This window comes from Modestobacter sp. SSW1-42 (genome assembly GCF_046635825.1).
Lineage (GTDB): Bacteria > Actinomycetota > Actinomycetes > Mycobacteriales > Geodermatophilaceae > Modestobacter.
The window spans coordinates 53,392-70,178 of record NZ_JBISCA010000001.1; the positions used below are offsets into that span (position 1 = coordinate 53,392).

The 16,787-nt window shown below is 74.9% G+C and carries 17 protein-coding genes; 10 read left to right on the forward strand and 7 right to left on the reverse strand.

Annotated features, from left to right (window positions below):
- The first annotated feature begins 59 nt into the window (after positions 1-59).
- The 7 genes from flgK (at position 60) to ACGBYP_RS00310 (ending at position 6,170) form a co-directional block, all read left to right on the forward strand.
- The gene (flgK, locus tag ACGBYP_RS00280) at positions 60-1,487 is read left to right on the forward strand and encodes a flagellar hook-associated protein FlgK (protein ID WP_411581263.1); all 1,428 of its coding nucleotides are present in this window, start codon (positions 60-62) and stop codon (positions 1,485-1,487) included.
- Between the two features lie 4 nt (positions 1,488-1,491).
- Positions 1,492-2,433: a flagellar hook-associated protein FlgL gene (gene flgL, locus ACGBYP_RS00285; RefSeq protein WP_411581264.1), complete on the forward strand. Its 942-nt coding sequence runs from the start codon at positions 1,492-1,494 to the stop codon at positions 2,431-2,433.
- 144 nt (positions 2,434-2,577) lie between these two features.
- Positions 2,578-2,829 carry a carbon storage regulator CsrA gene (gene csrA / locus ACGBYP_RS00290; RefSeq protein ID WP_411581265.1) on the forward strand — a complete coding sequence of 84 codons (252 nt, stop codon included), beginning with the start codon at positions 2,578-2,580 and terminating at the stop codon, positions 2,827-2,829.
- Positions 2,830-2,968: 139 nt separating this feature from the next.
- Positions 2,969-3,547, forward strand: coding sequence for a hypothetical protein (locus ACGBYP_RS00295; protein ID WP_411581266.1), 579 nt, complete (start codon positions 2,969-2,971; stop codon positions 3,545-3,547).
- 77 nt (positions 3,548-3,624) lie between these two features.
- Positions 3,625-4,767 (forward strand): flagellar biosynthesis protein FliA, encoded by a 1,143-nt coding sequence (locus ACGBYP_RS00300; protein WP_411581267.1) that lies wholly within the window; start codon positions 3,625-3,627, stop codon positions 4,765-4,767.
- 297 nt (positions 4,768-5,064) lie between these two features.
- Positions 5,065-5,412 carry a hypothetical protein gene (locus tag ACGBYP_RS00305; protein ID WP_411581268.1) on the forward strand — a complete coding sequence of 116 codons (348 nt, stop codon included), beginning with the start codon at positions 5,065-5,067 and terminating at the stop codon, positions 5,410-5,412.
- Positions 5,409-6,170: a hypothetical protein gene (locus ACGBYP_RS00310; protein ID WP_411581269.1), complete on the forward strand. Its 762-nt coding sequence runs from the start codon at positions 5,409-5,411 to the stop codon at positions 6,168-6,170. The genes ACGBYP_RS00305 and ACGBYP_RS00310 overlap by 4 nt, the downstream gene beginning before the upstream one ends.
- An 18-nt stretch (positions 6,171-6,188) precedes the next feature.
- Here the strand turns inward: ACGBYP_RS00310 and ACGBYP_RS00315 are convergent, their stop codons facing one another.
- From ACGBYP_RS00315 to ACGBYP_RS00325, 3 genes are all read right to left on the reverse strand, one after another.
- Positions 6,189-8,087 carry an NlpC/P60 family protein gene (locus tag ACGBYP_RS00315; protein ID WP_411581270.1) on the reverse strand — a complete coding sequence of 633 codons (1,899 nt, stop codon included), beginning with the start codon at positions 8,085-8,087 and terminating at the stop codon, positions 6,189-6,191.
- 190 nt (positions 8,088-8,277) lie between these two features.
- Positions 8,278-9,579, reverse strand: coding sequence for a citrate synthase (locus ACGBYP_RS00320; RefSeq protein ID WP_411581271.1), 1,302 nt, complete (start codon positions 9,577-9,579; stop codon positions 8,278-8,280).
- A gap of 92 nt (positions 9,580-9,671) precedes the next feature.
- The gene (locus ACGBYP_RS00325) at positions 9,672-11,075 is read right to left on the reverse strand and encodes a class II fumarate hydratase (RefSeq protein WP_411581272.1); all 1,404 of its coding nucleotides are present in this window, start codon (positions 11,073-11,075) and stop codon (positions 9,672-9,674) included.
- Positions 11,076-11,231: 156 nt separating this feature from the next.
- Between ACGBYP_RS00325 and ACGBYP_RS00330 the strand changes: the two genes are divergently transcribed.
- A complete protein-coding gene (locus ACGBYP_RS00330) occupies positions 11,232-11,777 on the forward strand; it encodes a hypothetical protein (protein WP_411581273.1) in 546 nt (181 codons plus the stop codon).
- 73 nt (positions 11,778-11,850) lie between these two features.
- Entirely contained in the window at positions 11,851-12,522 is a 672-nt protein-coding gene (locus ACGBYP_RS00335) for a DUF1707 domain-containing protein (protein WP_411581274.1), read from the forward strand.
- Positions 12,523-12,551: 29 nt separating this feature from the next.
- On the opposite strand, the gene glpX is transcribed toward ACGBYP_RS00335, so the two are convergent.
- Positions 12,552-13,556 (reverse strand): class II fructose-bisphosphatase, encoded by a 1,005-nt coding sequence (gene glpX / locus ACGBYP_RS00340; protein ID WP_411582212.1) that lies wholly within the window; start codon positions 13,554-13,556, stop codon positions 12,552-12,554.
- A 116-nt stretch (positions 13,557-13,672) separates the two neighbouring features.
- Here glpX and ACGBYP_RS00345 point away from each other — a divergent pair, with 116 nt between their 5' ends.
- Positions 13,673-14,347 (forward strand): DUF4245 domain-containing protein, encoded by a 675-nt coding sequence (locus ACGBYP_RS00345; RefSeq protein WP_411581275.1) that lies wholly within the window; start codon positions 13,673-13,675, stop codon positions 14,345-14,347.
- Positions 14,348-14,372: 25 nt separating this feature from the next.
- Here ACGBYP_RS00345 and ACGBYP_RS00350 read toward each other — a convergent pair whose 3' ends face one another.
- From ACGBYP_RS00350 to ACGBYP_RS00360, 3 genes are read right to left on the reverse strand one after another with little or no spacing between them, the layout of a single operon-like run.
- Positions 14,373-14,591, reverse strand: coding sequence for an exodeoxyribonuclease VII small subunit (locus ACGBYP_RS00350; RefSeq protein WP_411581276.1), 219 nt, complete (start codon positions 14,589-14,591; stop codon positions 14,373-14,375).
- Entirely contained in the window at positions 14,588-15,823 is a 1,236-nt protein-coding gene (gene xseA / locus ACGBYP_RS00355) for an exodeoxyribonuclease VII large subunit (RefSeq protein ID WP_411581277.1), read from the reverse strand. Before xseA ends, ACGBYP_RS00350 begins: the two co-directional genes overlap by 4 nt.
- Before the next feature lie 48 nt (positions 15,824-15,871).
- Positions 15,872-16,717, reverse strand: a complete 846-nt coding sequence (locus tag ACGBYP_RS00360; protein WP_411581278.1) for a D-alanyl-D-alanine carboxypeptidase family protein — start codon at positions 16,715-16,717, stop codon at positions 15,872-15,874.
- Positions 16,718-16,787 lie beyond the last annotated feature (70 nt).

A 16,787-nucleotide genomic window follows, 5' to 3' on the forward strand; every position in this document is an offset into this window, starting at 1 on the left:
GACCTGACCAGCGTCGCCGCCCTGCGGGTGCAGGCGACGAACGCCAGCGAGGAGTCGAAGTGAGCACGTTCTCCGGTCTGAACACCGCGACCACGGCGCTCTGGGCGCAGCAGCGCGGCCTGGACGTCACCGGTCAGAACATCGCCAACGTCAACACCGTCGGGTACTCCCGCCAGCGGGCCGAACTGCAGTCGGTCGGCGGCAACGCCGTCCCGGCGATCTACGCGGTCAGCAACCAGATCGGCCAGGGCGTGGACGCCGACACCGTCATCCGCATCCGGGACGCCTTCCTGGAGGGGCGCGGACAGGTCGAGAGCGCGGCCACCGCCTCGCTGACGGTGCGCGACGACACCCTCAGCCAGATCGAGCAGGCCTTCCGTGAGCCCGGCGAGACGGGCATCCAGGCGAAGCTGACCAGCGTCTTCACCGCCTGGGGCGACGTGGCCAACCACCCCCTCGAGGACGGCGCCCGGACGGCGGTGCTGCAGAAGACGGCGACGCTGGTGGCCGAGCTGCACACCACGAGCGCCAACCTGGACAAGCAGTGGGGCCAGACCCGCGACAGCCTCGACGTGCTGGCCCAGGACGTCAACGCCACGGCCACCTCGATCGCCGAGCTCAACACCGCGATCAAGCGCGCGACGCAGCAGGGCCTGTCGGTCAACGAGCTGGCCGACAAGCGCGACGGCCTGGTCATGGAGCTGGCCACGGCGATCGGCGCGACGTCGTCGCCGGGTTCCGACGGCCAGGTCAACGTGGTCGTCGCGGGGGCGACGCTGGTGTCGGGCGACTCGGCCGTCGGCCTCCGGGTGATCGGCGCCATCGGCGCCGACGGCGCCCAGACCGACCCGCCCCGGTTCGTGACCGTCACCGGCGGCACCGCCGTGGCCGTCGGTGGCACGGCCGGCGGGAAGCTGCAGGCGCTCACCGAGACCATCCCGCGCTACCAGGGCGAGCTGGACGCAGTGGCCGTCACGCTGGCCGAGCAGTTCAACACCGCCCACGCGCTGGGCTACGACAAGGCCGGCAACCCGGGCAAGCCGGTGTTCGGCGACGCCGCCCCGCCGGCGCCGGTCGACCTCACCAAGGTCACCGCGGCCAACCTGACCCTGCGGATCACCGACACGGCCGAGCTCGCCGCCGCCTCGGTGGCCCCGATCGGTGGCAGGGCGTCCGCCGACAACGGCGCCGCGACGGCCATCGGCAAGCTGCAGAGTGCGCCGGGCGGCGCCGCGGTGGCCTACCGCAAGCTGATCGTCGCGCTCGGCGTCGAGGCCTCGGTCGCCACGAGCAACCTGAAGACCCAGACGGTGGTGGCGGCCCAGGTGGACGCCTCCCGCGAGTCCGTCTCCGGGGTCAGCATCGACGAGGAGATGACCAACATGCTGCAGTTCCAGCACGCCTACTCCGCCGCCGCGCGGATGATCACGGCGATCGACGAGACCCTCGACGTGCTGATCAACCGCACCGGCCGAGTGGGGCTGTGACCTGATGCGGATCACCCAGCGCTCCCTGGCGGTCACCAGCCTGCAGGGCCTCAACCGCAACATGGACGCGATCTCCAAGCTGCAGGCCCAGCTGACGTCGGGCAAGACGATCAACAAGCCCTCCGACGACCCGACCGGGACCAACGCCGCGATGCAGACCCGGCAGGAGCTCGCCGGCGCCGTCCAGTACGCCCGCAACATCAGCGACGGCCTCGGGCAGCTCGACGCCACCGACTCCGCGCTGCGCAGCATGATCAACCAGGTGCAGCGGGTGCGGGACCTGACGGTCCAGGCGTCCAACGCCGGTGCGCAGTCCCCGGCGTCGCGCTCGGCCGTGCAGGTCGAGGTCGTCGGTCTCCGCCAGAGCCTGATCGGCCTGGCCAACACGACCGTGCAGGGGCAGCCGCTGTTCGGCGGCGTCACCAGCGGCTCGGCCGCCTACGACACCACCGGCGTGTACCAGGGGTTCGGCGGGACGAGCACCGTCCCGGTCATCCCGGTCACCAGGCAGGTGTCGGAGGAGGACTCGATCCGGGTCGACATCACCGGTCCCGAGGCCTTCGGCGAGACGCGGCCGGCCATGACGGACGCGGACGGGAGGACGGTCCCGGCCACCCGCGATCTGTTCACCCTCGTCGCCGACATCGCCGACCACGCCGTGTCGGACCCCGACGCACTGGCCGGTGACCTGCGCGACCTGGACCTGGCGCTGGACCGGATGACCAAGGCCGCCGCCGACATCGGCAGCCGGACCAACCGCATCGAGACGGCCAAGCAGGTGAACGCGGACCTGCAGCTGTCGCTGACCAGCCGGTCGGCCGACATCGAGAACGTCGACCTGGCCAAGACGATCATGAACCTGACCATGCAGCAGACCGGCTACGAGGCCGCGCTGGGCGCGACGGCCAAGGCCATCCAGCCCACGCTGCTGGACTTCCTCCGCTGATCCCCGGGCAGGGGCCACCGTTTCGCGGCGGCCCCTGCCGAGAACAGAGCTGGAGCGCCGACCGCCCGGGTGGTGGTGCTCCCGTCCCGCCGCAGCGGCGGGGCACGCCACGGACGGCCCACACGAACCCATGGAGGGGTACCCATGCTCACTCTCACCCGCAGCGTCGGCGAGAGCATCCGGATCGGCGAGGACATCGAGGTCTACGTCGTCGAGGTGCGCGGCGGCACCGTGCGCCTGGGCTTCAAGGCGCCGCGCGAGGTGGCCATCCACCGCGAGGAGGTCTACCGCCAGATCGCGGAGGCGAACAGCCTCGCGGCCGAGGTCGCAGCCGACGCCCTGAGCGCGTTGGCAGCATTCGCTCCAGCGTCGGAGCCCGCGACTAGCAAAGAATGACATGAACGCGGTCGATCCGACTCAATAGTCGTTCACCTCAGTTGCCACAGTAGTCACAGGACGGCGAGTCTCGCCGTCGGACCGTTCGTCAGTGCGCAACTCTTCCCCCACAGCGCCACCGCTACTGGGGGAGAACGACATGGCACTCAGCGCACTTGCACCGACCGCCGCCGGCATCGACCTGCGGATCGAGGAGTCGGCTGCCGACGGCTTCGGCTCGGTCGAGGCCGTCGGCGGCGACGTCGACGCGCTGGGCCCGGCCTGCACGGAGTCCGAGTGGGCCGAGACCGTGGTCGTCCACGTGCAGCTCCGCCCCCGTCGCTCCGGCACCCGCCGCTGCCTCGCCGCGCTGTCGGCGCTGGCCGCGCGGCACGAGCAGGTGTCCTTCTCCCTGACCGGCCTGTCCGGCGACGACCGCGTCGTGCGGGTCACCGTCGGCGTCGAGCTCGGCCCGCGCGAGCTGATCGCCAAGTTCTCCGACCAGGCGCAGGCCGCCTACGCCTTCGTCGACGGTCTCTTCACCGACCTGTACGACTTCATGCCGGTCTACGTCGCCGAGCCCAGCGCCGCCGAGCGGACCGCCGCCGCCGGCGTCCTCGAGGCCGCCGAGGCCCCGCGCGCCCGCGCCGCCGCCCCCCGGGCCGCCGCGCCGCGCATCCCCTCCCCGCGCACCCCCGTCGACGAGGCCACCACGCCCCGGGTGCCCGTCCTCGCCTGACCGCCGCGCGCCGTCCCGCGGCGCCGCACCTGCACCTGACCACCCCGCCCGCCTGCACTTCCCCTCAGGAGGACCCGGTGTCCGAGTTCGTCACCGCACAGCCCACCGTCCCGACCACGTCCACCGCCCCCGCCGGGCTCGCCGCCGCGGGCGCCCCCGAGGAGCGCCGCACCCGCGAGCCGCTGGTCTTCGGTGGGATCCCCGAGGCCGACGGCTGGGCACTGGCCCCCATCACCCCGCGCGACCGCGTGCACTTCCGCACCGACCGTGAGCTGCCGCTGGCCGAGTTCCGCGCCGCCTTCCCCGCCGACGTGACCGTCACCTACGACGAGGGCGACGGTCTCTACCGGGTCGACGGGAAGCCGGGCACCGGTGACGAGCTGGCCGGCCTGACCCGCGCCTGGTGCGCGACCCACGGGTACGCGACCGTGGGCCTGCGCCCGGAGAGCGGTGTCCGCCGCCGCGCGCCGCGCGACCTGCCGCCGGCCTTCCTCGACGGGCTCTGCCGGCACTACTGCCGGGTCAGCCTCAAGCGCCTGCAGCGGAACATGAGCACGATCCGGCTGCACCTGCCCGACAACGACGACGTCGACCAGCAGATCGCCGAGTGGGTGCTGAAGGCGGTGTCGCAGTACGACGAGGCCAAGGGCGTCCCCTTCGGCGCCTTCCTGGCCACCCAGCTGTCGAAGTGGGTGCACGACCTGGGCCGCAACGCCTACGGCCGCACCGCCGCCGACACCGAGAACAAGCAGCAGAAGGCCATCGCCGCCTTCACCGCCGAGCACCAGCGCCGGCCCAGCGAGAAGGAGCTCGCCGCCTACATGGGGCAGAGCGTCGCCACGCTGCGCCGCAACTCCCAGACCGTCGCGACCCTCAACGGGCTGCGCAACCTGCAGTCGCTGGACGGCGGGGCCGACGCGGTCGAGTTCGTCGTCCCCGACAGCGCCGAGGTGCCCGACGAGATCATGGGCGAGGCCGAGCAGACCCTGCTCTCCCACGCGCTGACCGCCGCCTGCGCGCCCGACCCGACCGCCCGCCGCGACCAGCGCGCCGCGCAGCCCAACGTGCTCGGCTGGGCCACCTGGTACCTGACGACCTGGGGCGGGCAGACCAAGACCCAGCTCTCGGCCGACCTGAACACCTCGGTGCGCAACATGAACGTGCACGCCGACCGCGCCGAGCAGGCGCTCAAGGCCCGCCTCGCCGAGCTCGGCGGCTGACCGCCACCCCTTCCCCCCGGCCGCCCCCGGCCGCCGAGATGGCCATCCCGGTGGTGCTCGGACCGGTTCTGCCGGACACGCCCAGCGCCCCGGACCGCCTCGGCGGGCCGGGGCGCTGTCGCGTCCGGGGTGGGGAGAAAAGAGTCGTTGCACGGGTCCACCCGGGCTCCGACCTGCCGATATCCCTGGTGTGACCACGCCGGACCGCTCCCGCCGCCCCGCGGGACGGACCGGGACGACGGCCGGTCCGCCGCGGCTCCCGGTGCGCCCGGGGGACCGCCGGCCGGCGGTGTCGTCGTGAGCGTCCCGCCGGCCGCCGAGCCGGACCAGGTCGTGCTGATGCCTCACTGGCTGACCGCCGCCGACCGGCTGGAGGTCGAGCGCGCCGTCACCGAGGCGCTGGGCCGCGGTCCGGTGCACACGGTCGCCGCCATCCACCTCGGCGACGTCCTCACCGAGCTGCACGTGGCCGCCGCGCGCGAGGTCGTCTGGCCCGCGCCGGTCGCCCGCGTCCGGCTGGCGACCGGGTGGGGCGCCGACGTCGTCCCCGTCCGGCTGTCGGCGCTGGAGCTGGCCAGCGTGCTCTCGCTGCCCGGCCTGGCCCCGGTCGCCCGCGCGGCGCTGACCGGTGGGCGCAGCGCGTGAGCGAGACGCTCTTCGGCGCCCCGGCGGGCCTGTTCGCGCGGCTGGACCGCACCCAGGTCCGGACACCGGACCTGCGGGCCGCGATCACCGCACTGGGACCGACCGACCTCGACCCCGGGCTGCGGCTCGACGTGTTCGAGGGCACCGGCACCGGCCCGATGCTGGTGCTCGAGGAGGCCGGCCGCCGCACCCGCGTGCTGCTGGGCGAGCTCGCCGTCCAGATGACCCGGTCCCGCGTCGCGGCCACCCCCGAGGGGGTCGGCGCCGCGCTGGTCGCCTGGCTGGGGCGTCGCCCGGTGCCCGACGAGGTCGCCGCGCGCACCGGCATCGCCCTGCTCGACTGGTCCGACCCCCTGCAGACCGTGCTCGGCTGGCGGGTGGCGGTCACCCGCGGCGCGTTCGTCGTCTCGTGGCGGCCCTCGCGCGACGCCTCGCTGCCGCTGGTGCACCAGGTCCGCTCCGCGGCGCTGGGCCGGGCCGCCGGGGTCGACGTCACGCTGCGGCTGCAGGGCCCGGTCGGGCTCTGCACCGCAACCGGGGCGCCCGGCCTCGACACCGCCGTCCTCGTCCGCCCCGAGGCGCTGCTGGAGGAGATGGCCGGCCGCGGCCTGCGCCTGCGGGACGCCCACGTGGTGGTCACCCCGCGCCGCCCGGTCGCCTGCGCCGAGGGCCCGGTGGCCCGCCGGCTGGCCGCCGAGGCGACCGAGGCCTGCGCCACCCTGCCCTGGTGGGCCGTGGCCGACCTGGGCTGGGCCTGACCGCACCCGTTCCCCGGCTCAGGCCAGGCTGCCGTACTCCCAGTGCCACGGCTCGGGGTTCTGCCCGCGGGCCCGCGCCCAGTCCGGGTGCACCCAGCCGAAGTGCCCGGCGTTGAGCTGCATCCAGGCGGTCTGCGCGGTGCCGAAGACGTTGATCCCGCCGCACAGGTCCACCGCCAGCCCCCAGCCGTGGTTCGACGTCCCGGGGACGGCGGTGATCCGCGGCTTGCGGGCGTGCGCGTCGACCTGCGCGGCCAGCGAGCGGTAGGAGTCGGTGATGCACAGCGGGGTGCCGAACGACGCCTGGTAGGCCGCCGACATCGCGCCGTAGGCCGCGGCCGCGTCGCAGCGCAGCCGGTGCCCGGGGGCGATGCCGCACAGCTGGTCGGCCGGGATCTGCCCGTTGGACCAGCCGCCCCAGGCGGCCTCGGCCGGGCTGGCCGCGGTCCCGGGGGCCGGCGGCGGCGCGCTGCAGGTCGCCGGGCCCGCGGCGGGCACCGGCAGGGGAGTGGGGGTGGCCGCGGGGACGGTGACCCGGACGGCCCGGCTCAGGTCGGTCACCTCGTGCACCGCGACCTGCCAGCGGTCGGCGGAGGCGGACAGCACGCTGGTGCCCCCGAGGTAGAGCCCGACGTCGTCCAGGCCGCTGCCCGGGCGGGTGCTGAAGACCAGGTCGCCGACCTGCAGCTGGCCGCTGGGCACCGGGGTGCCCTGCGCCCACTGGCCGGTCAGGTCCCCGGCCAGGGCGAGGCCGGCCTGGGTCCAGGTGGTGACCGTCAGCCCGGCGCAGTCGTAGCCGTCGGGGCCGCTCTGTCCGGCCTGGTACGGCCGGCCGAGCTGGGCGAAGGCGGCGCTCACCGCGGCGATCGTCTCCGCCGGCAGCACGGTGAGGGTCTGGCCGTCGGCGTAGGCGGTGGCCACCCCGGGCACCGGGGCGCCGGAGCCGTCGCGCAGCGGGGCCAGGCCCAGCGGCAGGTCGTCGGCGTCGGTCAGCTCGGCCGCGGCCGGCGGGTCGACGTCGGCGGCGACGAGCCGGTCGAGGTAGGACTGCCAGCCGGCCAGCGCAACCGCGTTGCGCTCCTGCTGGTCGGCCGAGGCCGGGGTGGTCGACAGTGCGGCCCACCGGGCGCTGACGCCCGGGTCGAGCGTGACGACGAGGTCGTGCACCTCGGTGAGGACGTCGGCGGCGCGGGCGCGGGCGGCGGCGGCGGCGTCCTCGGCCGCGGCGGCGTCGTCGGTGAACTGCGCGGCGTGCACGGCGGCCCGGGCGGCCCGGGCCACCTCGGCGTCCCGGTCGCCGGTGAGGTGCTCGACCAGGCCCTGCGCGTGCAGGACGTCGGTCGTCGCGTCGGGGGCGTCGACCGACAGCCGGCCGACCGGCCAGCGCTGCCCGGCGTTCGCCTTGTAGACGGCGGTGGCCGCGTCACCGACCGCGGCGCGGGCGGTGGCCGCCTGTGCGTCGGCGGCGACGCCGGCGTCCCGGGACTGCTGGGCGCGGGCGGCGGACGACGCGGCGTCGGCCAGCGCGTCGCGGTAGCGGGCGGTCGCCTCGGCCAGGGTGGTGGCGGTGGCCTGGGCGTCGTCGCGAGGCGCCGCCGGGACCTGGCCGGCCTCGGTGGGCGGCTGGGTCAGGGCACCGAGCACGAGCAGGACGGTGAGCGTGGCACCGACGAGGACGCCGAGCCGGTCACGCCACCGCCGCAGCGCGCCGGGGGTGCGGCGGCGCCTGGCGGCGGGCCGGCGGGCGGGGGGCTTCCGCCGGCCGGCGGCACCGGGACGCGGCGTGCGGGTGGCGGTCCCGGTGCGGGGCCGGCCGGTCCCGGTGCGGGGTGCGCCGGTGCGGGCGGCCGGGCGGCGGGCGGCCGCCGTCGTCGTCCGGGGTCGCTGCGCGGTGACCTGCGCGCGCGGAGCGGTCACCGTCGTCCCCCGGGTCCGAGATCGGTCCGGGCGCCTGGTGGCGGCCGGTGTCCTGATCCCATCGACGGAGGCCGGGGGGCGGTGTAGGTCCCTCACCCTCCCGGGGGACGCGGCTCACCCCATCGGGGGGAGACGCGACGAGGCCCCGTCGTCCGGGTGGACGACGGGGCCTCGGGGCGTGCGGAGCTGCCTAGCGCTGGGCGAGGTCCACGAACTGGCGCTCGGTGGGGCCGGTGTAGACCTGCCGCGGGCGGCCGATCTTGGTGGCCGGGTCCTCGATCATCTCGCGCCACTGGGCGATCCACCCGGGCAGCCGGCCCAGGGCGAACAGCACGGTGAACATCTTGGTCGGGAAGCCCATCGCCCGGTAGATCAGACCCGTGTAGAAGTCGACGTTCGGGTAGAGCTTGCGCTGGATGAAGTAGTCGTCGTTGAGCGCGATCTCCTCCAGCTGGCGGGCCAGGTCGAGCAGCTCGTTGTTGCCGCCGAGCTTGTTCAGCACGGTGTCGGCGGTCTGCTTCACGATCGCCGCGCGCGGGTCGTAGTTCTTGTAGACCCGGTGCCCGAAGCCCATGAGCTTGACGCCGGGCTCCTTGGCCTTGACCCGGTCGACGAAGCGGGGGATGTCGCCGCCGTCGCGCTGGATCGCCTCGAGCATCTCCAGCACCGAGGAGTTGGCGCCGCCGTGCAGCGGGCCCGAGAGCGCGTGGATGCCGGCCGAGACCGAGGCGAACATGTTGGCCTGCGCCGAGCCGACCAGGCGGACCGTGGAGGTCGAGCAGTTCTGCTCGTGGTCGGCGTGCAGCACGAAGAGCATGTCCAGGGCCTTGACCAGCTCCGGGTCGGCCTCGTACGGCTCGGCCGGGAACCCGAAGGTCATCCGCAGGAAGTTCTCCACCAGGCCCAGCGAGTTGTCCGGGTACAGCATGGGCTGGCCGATGGACTTCTTGTAGGCGTAGGCCGCGATCGTGGGCAGCTTGGCCAGCAGCCGCACGGTGGACAGGTCGACCTGGCGCTCGTCGAAGGGGTCCAGGGAGTCCTGGTAGAAGGTCGACAGCGCGCTGACCGCCGAGGACAGCACCGGCATGGGGTGCGCGTTCCGCGGGAAGCCGTTGAAGAACCCCTTGAGGTCCTCGTGCAGCAGGGTGTGCCGCCGGATCCGGTCGTCGAAGGCCGCCAGCTGGTCCGCCGTCGGCAGCTCGCCGTAGATCAGCAGGTAGGACACCTCGAGGAAGCTGGCCTTGCCCGCCAGCTGGTCGATCGGGTACCCGCGGTAGCGCAGGATGCCCGCGTCACCGTCGATGTACGTGATCTCCGAGGTGCAGGAGGCCGTGTTCACGAAGCCGATGTCCAGGGCGACCTGTCCGGTCGTGGCCAGCAGCTTGCTGGTGTCGATGCCCTCGGACCCCTCGGTGGAGGGGATGACCCGCATGGGCAGTTCGCCGCCGGGCCAGCGCAGGGCGACGTCTGGGGTGCTCGCTGTCTCGCTCATCACTCCCGGACGCTACTCAGTTCTCGGCGCGACGCGACAGGGCCCCGCCGCACGAGGTGCGACGGGGCCCTGATCCGGCTGGTCCGGGGACCCTAGGGGTGGGTCATCGACAGCACGTCGAGCGCGGCGTCCAGCTGCTCCTCGGTCAGCTTGCCGGCCTCCACGTACCCCCGCTCGACCACGACCTGGCGGATCGTCTTCTGCTCCTTGAGCGACTGCTTCGCCACGATCGCCGCCTCCTCGTAACCGATGTACTTGTTCAGCGGCGTGACGATCGAGGGCGAGGACTCCGCGTAGGTGCGGCACTGCTCGACGTTGGCGGTGATCCCGTCCACGCAGCGGTCGGCCAGGATCCGGCTGACGTTGGCCAGCAGCCGGATCGACTCCAGCAGGTTGCGGGCCATCAGCGGCAGGGTCACGTTGAGCTCGAAGACGCCGGTGGTGCCGGCGTAGGTGATCGCGGCGTCGTTGCCGATCACCTGGGCGCCCACCTGGATGACCGCCTCGGGGATGACCGGGTTGACCTTGCCCGGCATGATCGAGCTGCCCGGCTGCAGGTCCGGCAGGGCGATCTCACCCAGGCCGGTGCGCGGGCCCGAGCCCATCCAGCGCAGGTCGTTGACGATCTTGATCAGCCCGACGGCGATCGTCTTGAGCTGCCCGGAGCCCTCGACCAGCGAGTCGCGCGAGCTCTGCGCCTCGAAGTGGTCGCGGGCCTCCGACAGCGGCAACTGCAGGTCGGCGGCCAGTCGCTCGATGATGGCGGCGGCGAAGCCGGGCGGGGTGTTGATGCCGGTGCCCACGGCGGTGCCGCCCAGCGGCAGCTCACCGATCCGGGGGAGCGAGGCGTGCAGCCGCTCGATGCCGTAGCGGACGGCGGCGGCGTACCCGCCGAACTCCTGGCCCAGGGTGACCGGGGTGGCGTCCATCAGGTGCGTGCGCCCGCTCTTGACGACGGTGGCGAACTCATCGGCCTTGCGCTCGAGGGACGCCGCCAGGTGCTCCAGGGCCGGCACCAGGTCGCGGACGATCGCGCTGGTGGCGGCCACGTGGATCGCCGAGGGGAACACGTCGTTGGACGACTGCGAGGCGTTGACGTGGTCGTTGGGGTGCACCGGAGAGCCCAGGGCCTCGCTGGCCAGGGTGGCGATGACCTCGTTGGTGTTCATGTTGCTCGACGTGCCCGAGCCGGTCTGGAAGACGTCGATGGGGAAGTGGTCGTCCCAGTCGCCCCGGGCCACCGCGGCGGCGGCGGTGGCGACGGCCTCGGCGACGTCGCCGGGCAGGACGCCCAGGGAGGCGTTGACCCCGGCGGCCGCGCCCTTGATGGCGGCCAGCGCGGCGATCAGCTCGCGCTCGATGGGCGTGCCGGAGATGGGGAAGTTCTCCACGGCCCGCTGGGTCTGGGCCCGCCACTTCGCCCAGCTGGGCACGCGGACCTCGCCCATGGAGTCGTGCTCGATGCGGTAGTCCCCGCCGGCGGTCTCGGTGGCCACGCTGCGCTCCCGGTGTGGTGTCGATAGTGATGGTGCTGCGGGAGCGACCCTAGATCCCCCGAGGGGAGGACGCGGCCCGGCCCCGTCGGCCCGGGACGCCCTCCGCACGGCGCGGTGGCCCTACGCTCCGCCGGACCCCGAGCCCCAGGAGTGACCGTGTCCGGACCCGTGCAGCCGCCCACCGACGGCTCCCCGTACCCACAGCCGGCGGCCTGGACGCCGTCCGGTGCCTGGGCCCCGGCCGCGCCGGCGACGGCGCCGGCCGGGGCGCCGCGCGGCCCCGGCGTGCGGGGCGTCGTGCTGGCGCTGGCCGGAGCGGCCGTGGGTGCTGCGGTGGCCGCGCTGGTGGTCTCCGTCGTCCTGGTGTCCGGGGCCCGGGAGCTGGTGCGCGAGGCCGGGACGGCGGCCGGCGACAGCATCGCGGTGGCCGTCGGCGGGGGCGTGTACGGCTACGAGGACGAGGGGGTGTCCGCCCCCTACGGCATGCCGGAGCCCGAGCAGTTCCCCGCGGTCGAGCCGGGTGAGCTCGGTCCCGACCCGGTGCTCGACACCTACGCGCGCGATTGCTTCGGCGGTGAGCTGCAGAGCTGCGACGACCTCTACTTCCAGGCGCCGCCGCTGTCGTCGTACGAGGAGTACGGCGGCACCTGCGGCGGCCGGGTCAAGACCGGCTCGGTCTACGCCCGCACCGAGCTCGACTGAGCGGCGACGACCCGGCTCCGGGTCCGACTCCCGAGGCGCCCCGCCGGTCCTGCCGGTCGGGCAGGATCGGCCCATGACGCACGAACCGGCCGGCGACCAGGGGACCGACGCGCGGCCGGTGCGGGCCGTCCGCGCCTCCGACGAGGAGCGGGAGGCGGTGGTGACCAGGCTGCAGACCGCCGTCGGTGAGGGGCGCCTCGACCTCGACGAGTTCGGGCAGCGGGCGGCCGCCGCCTACACGGCCGGGACGACGGCCGAGCTGGCAGAGCTCGTCGCCGACCTGCCCGTCCCGGGGACGGCGGAGCGGCCGGCCGTCGAGGTGGTCGGCGAGCGGGCGCCCGGCTCGGTGTCCACCGTGTTCGGTGACGTCCGGCTCAGCCCCACGAACGGGGCACCGGAGCGGGTGGGCACCGTGTTCGGCGACATCCGCATCGACCTGCGGGGGCTGCGGACCTCGGCCGAGACGCTGCACCTGGAGCTGGGCACGGTCTTCGGTGACGTGGAGGTCATCGTGGGCGAGGGCGTCGCCGCGGAGATCGAGGGCTGGACGGTCTTCGGTGACCGGCGGACCGAGCTCGCGCCGGTACAGCGGCTGGCCGGCACCCCGCGGGTGCTGGTCCGCGGCCGGACGGTCTTCGGCGACCTGCGGCTGCGCAGCCTGGCGCCGGGGGAGTCGCCCAGCCGGTGGCGGGCGCTGCTGGACCGGCTCGCCGACCGCCGTCCCGGCCCGCCGCCGCTGCCGTGAGCAGGTGAGGCGCCGGGACGGCGGACCGCTCAGCCCGCCGAGCCGAAGGGGACGGCGGCGTACTGCTCGAGCTTCTCCAGCGAGTGCAGGCTCTCGATCGAGCGGATCGTGCCCGACCGCGAGCGCATGACCAGCGACTGCGTGGTGCACCCGTCGGCCCGGTACCGGACGCCGCGCAGCAGCTCACCGTCGGTGATGCCGGTGGCGACGAAGTAGACGTCGCCGGTGACCAGGTCGTCGATGTGCAGCACCCGGTCGAGGTCGTGGCCGGCGTCGAGGGCCTTCTGCCGCTCGGCGTCGTCCCGCGGGCGGAGCCGGCCCTGCAGCGCTCCACCCAGGCACTTGAGCGCGCAGGCGGCGATGATCCCCTCCGGGGTGCCGCCGACGCCCATCAGCAGGTCGATGCCGGTGCCCTCGCGGGCCGCGGCGATGGCGCCGGCGACGTCGCCGTCGGAGATGAAGGTGATCCGGGCGCCGGCGTCGCGCACCTCCTGGACCAGCTGCTCGTGCCGCGGCCGGTCGAGGATGCAGACGGTGACGTCGCGGGGGGCGACCCCCTTGGCCTTGGCGACCCGGCGGACGTTCTCCGCGACCGGCACGGTGATGTCGACGACGTCGGCGGCGGCCGGGCCGGTGGCGATCTTGTCCATGTAGAACACGGCCGAGGGGTCGTACATGGCGCCGCGGTAGGCGACGGCCAGCACCGAGATGGCGTTGGGCATGCCCTTGGCCATCAGCGTGGTGCCGTCGACCGGGTCGACGGCGACGTCGAAGGACCCGCCCTGCCCGTCACCGACCTGCTCGCCGTTGTAGAGCATCGGCGCCTCGTCCTTCTCGCCCTCGCCGATGACCACGACGCCGTCCATCCGGACCGTGCCGATCATCGCGCGCATGGCGTCGACCGCGGCGCCGTCGCCGCCGTTCTTGTCGCCGCGGCCGACCCAGCGGCCGGCGGCCATCGCCCCGGCCTCGGTCACCCGGACCAGCTCCATGGCGAGGTTGCGGTCCGGCGTGGGCTTGGTGGCGCCGGGCATCCGGTGGGACGGCGCGGGGAGCGGGCCGTCGGGCAGCGGCAGGGACACAGGACCTCCGGGGGGCTGCCCGGCGACGCTGTCGGCGCCGGGGGGAGCGGTGCTGCGATCCTAGGGGCATGACCGATCCCGGCCGGCCCGCCCAGCACCCCGGCGAGCAGGTCCCCAGCAGCCCCTCGGGTGCTGTCCCGCACGACACGTCCGGCGCGACCGCTGCCGGAGAGCCGGCGGCGGCACCGCCCACGTCGTCGTCGGTGCAGCGGATGCAGCGCTTCACCGCCGCCAACATGCTGCGCTCGCTGGGGCCGCTGGTCCTCATCTGCCTGGTGCTCGTGGCGTTCCCCGCCCTGCGGGCCAGCCGCAGCGACCCGGTGCGCGAGGTCGACACGACCAGCTCCGAGCGCACGGCGGCGGAGCTGGCGAGCTACCCCCTGCTGGTGCCCCGCGGGCTGTCCGACGGGTGGCGGCCCACCAGCGTGCGCACCAACGCCGGATCGGCCTCCGCCGGCGATCCGGTGACCCTGCAGATCGGCTGGTTCACCCCCGGCGAGGAGTACGCCGCCTACGTGGTCAGCGACGACCCGCGCGACCCCGCCCTGGACGACGTCCTGGCCGGGGCCACCGACGCGGGCACCGCCGACATCGACGGGCAGACCTGGCAGCGCCGCACCACCGCGCGTGGCGAGACCGCCCTCACCCGCGACGACGAGGGCGCGACCCTGCTGGTCACCGGCTCGGCCGGGGACGACGAGCTGGGCACCCTCGCCGGCTCGCTGGAGCCGTACGCCCCGTAGTCCGGCCCCGCAGGAGGGTCCGGCGTCAGTCCTCGGTGGGCGCGGCGGCGGCCAGCCGCTCGCGGGCGCGGTCCAGCCAGTGCTGGCACACCTCGGCCAGCTGCTCGCCGCGTTCCCACAGCGCCAGCGACTCCTCGAGGGTCAGCCCGCCGGTCTCCAGCCGGCGCACCACGTCGGCGAGCTCCTCGCGGGCCTGCTCGTAGGTCTGGGTGGGCTCGGCGGACGCGGGCTCGGGAGTGCTCACGGTGTCCCATCCTCCCCGGTGGCCGCCCGGTCGACGCGCACCGGCAGCCGCCCGCCGGCGACGCGCACCTGCAGCCGCTCGTCGTCGCCCACCCCGGCGGGGTCGCGGACCAGGGCGCCGTCGGCCCGCTGCACCACCGCGTAGCCGCGCTCCAGGGTCGCCGCCGGCGACAGCGCGGTCACCTGCGCCCGCGCGTGCGCCAGGTCGCGCTCGGCGACCTCGATGCGGTGGGTGAGCGTGCGGGTCGCCCGGGCGCGCAGGCCGTCGACGTCGTCGGCCCGGCCGGCCAGCAGGCGCTGCGGCTCGGCGAGCACCGGCCGGCTGCGCACCTGCTCCAGCCAGCGCTCCTGCTGGTCCAGCCGGCTGCCGAGCAGGTGCCGGGCGCGGGCCCGGAGGCCCTCGACCAGCCGCCGCTGCTCACCGATCTCGGGCACGATCCGGTGCGCGGCGTCGGTCGGGGTGGCCGCCCGGACGTCGGCGACGTGGTCGACCAGCGTCGTGTCGGTCTCGTGCCCGACGGCGGTGACCACCGGGGTGCGGGCGGCGGCGATGGCGCGCACCAGCCCCTCGTCGGAGAAGGGCAGCAGGTCCTCGACCGAGCCGCCGCCGCGGGCGATGACGATCACCTCGACGGCCGGGTCGGCGTCGAGCCTGCGCAGCCCGGCGATCACCGACTCCGCGGCGGTCGGACCCTGGGTCGCGCAGTTGTGCACCGTGAACCGGACGGCGGGCCAGCGGCGGCGGGCGGTGACCAGCACGTCCCGCTCGGCGGCGCTCTCCCGGCCGGTGATCACCCCGACGACGGCGGGGGCGAAGGGCAGCGGGCGCTTGCGGGCGACGTCGAACAGGCCCTCGGCGGCCAGCAGCCGGCGGATCCGCTCGATCCGGGCGAGCAGCTCACCCAGCCCGACGGCGCGGATCTCGGTGGCGCGCAGCGAGAACGAGCCCCGGGCCACGTAGTAGTCGGGGCGGGCGCGGACGACGACCCGCGCGCCCTCGGTCAGCTCCAGCCCGGGCCGGTCGGCCACCTCCCGGGGGCACGTGACCGGGATGGACAGGTCGGCGGCCGGGTCGCGCAGGGTGAGGAAGACGGTGGCGGCGTTGCCGCGCCGGGACAGCTGGGCGACCTGCCCCTCGACCCACACCTCACCGAGCCGGCCGATCCACTCGGCGACCTTGCGGGAGACCGTGCGCACCGGCCACGGCTGCTCCGGGGAGGAGGGACTCGTCACGCCCCGAGCCTGCCACTGCGGTCGGACGTCCGGCTCCGGGGTCCTTCCTCAGCCGGGGTAGTCGGGAGCGGGCGGGAGGCCGAAGAACTCCTCCAGGGTCGCCGTCCCGGTGCGCTGCAGTTCGGTGGCCAGCTCCACCCCGACGTAGCGCACGTGCCAGGGCTCGTACCGGTAGCCGGTGACGTCGGTCTCCCCCTCGGGGTAGCGGACGACGTACCCGTACTCGGCCGCGTGGGCGGCCACCCAGCGGCCCTCCTCGTTGGCGCCGAAGCAGCGGTCGATGTCGCACCCGCCGCCGCCGACGTCGGCGGCCAGCCCGGTCTGGTGCTCGCTGGTGCCGGGGCGGGCCACCTGGATCTCGGCCTGTTCCTCCCCGAAGCGCGCGACCTGCGCCCGGAAGAGGTCCACCTGGTAGTCGTAGGAGCGGTAGGCGCTCTGCACGGTGACGGTCAGCCCGTCGGCCGCGGCACCGGCGAGCATGGCCTGCATCGCCTGGGCGGCCTCGGCCCGCAGCTGGTACCGGCCACCCAGGGACACCAGGTCGGTCGGGACGTGGTCGACGGGGGACAGCGGCCGCGCCTTGTTGACGACCACCCAGCTGCTGGTCGGGTCGTCGAGGGAGAGCCGGGCACGGTCGAAGGTCGGCTCGGCCGGGGTGCTGGAGGACGGCGTGGGTGTGGCCGTGGCCGTGGGTGTGGGTGTGGGCGTGGCCGACGTCGGTGCTGCCGGAGGGGACGTCGGAGTGGCCGTCGGCACGGCGGCGGGGGAGCGGACCTCCCGCACCACCAGGACGACGCCGGCCACGAGCGCCAGCACCAGCAGCGCCAGCAGCACCCGCAGCCCGGTCCGTCGCCGCCGTCCGGGCGCGGCGGAGCTGCCCCTGCTGTCGCTCACTGGTGCCTCCCGCTCGGTGGCCGGCTGCGTCGTGCCGGGCGGTGCCCGATCCTGGCAGCTCACCGGCCGG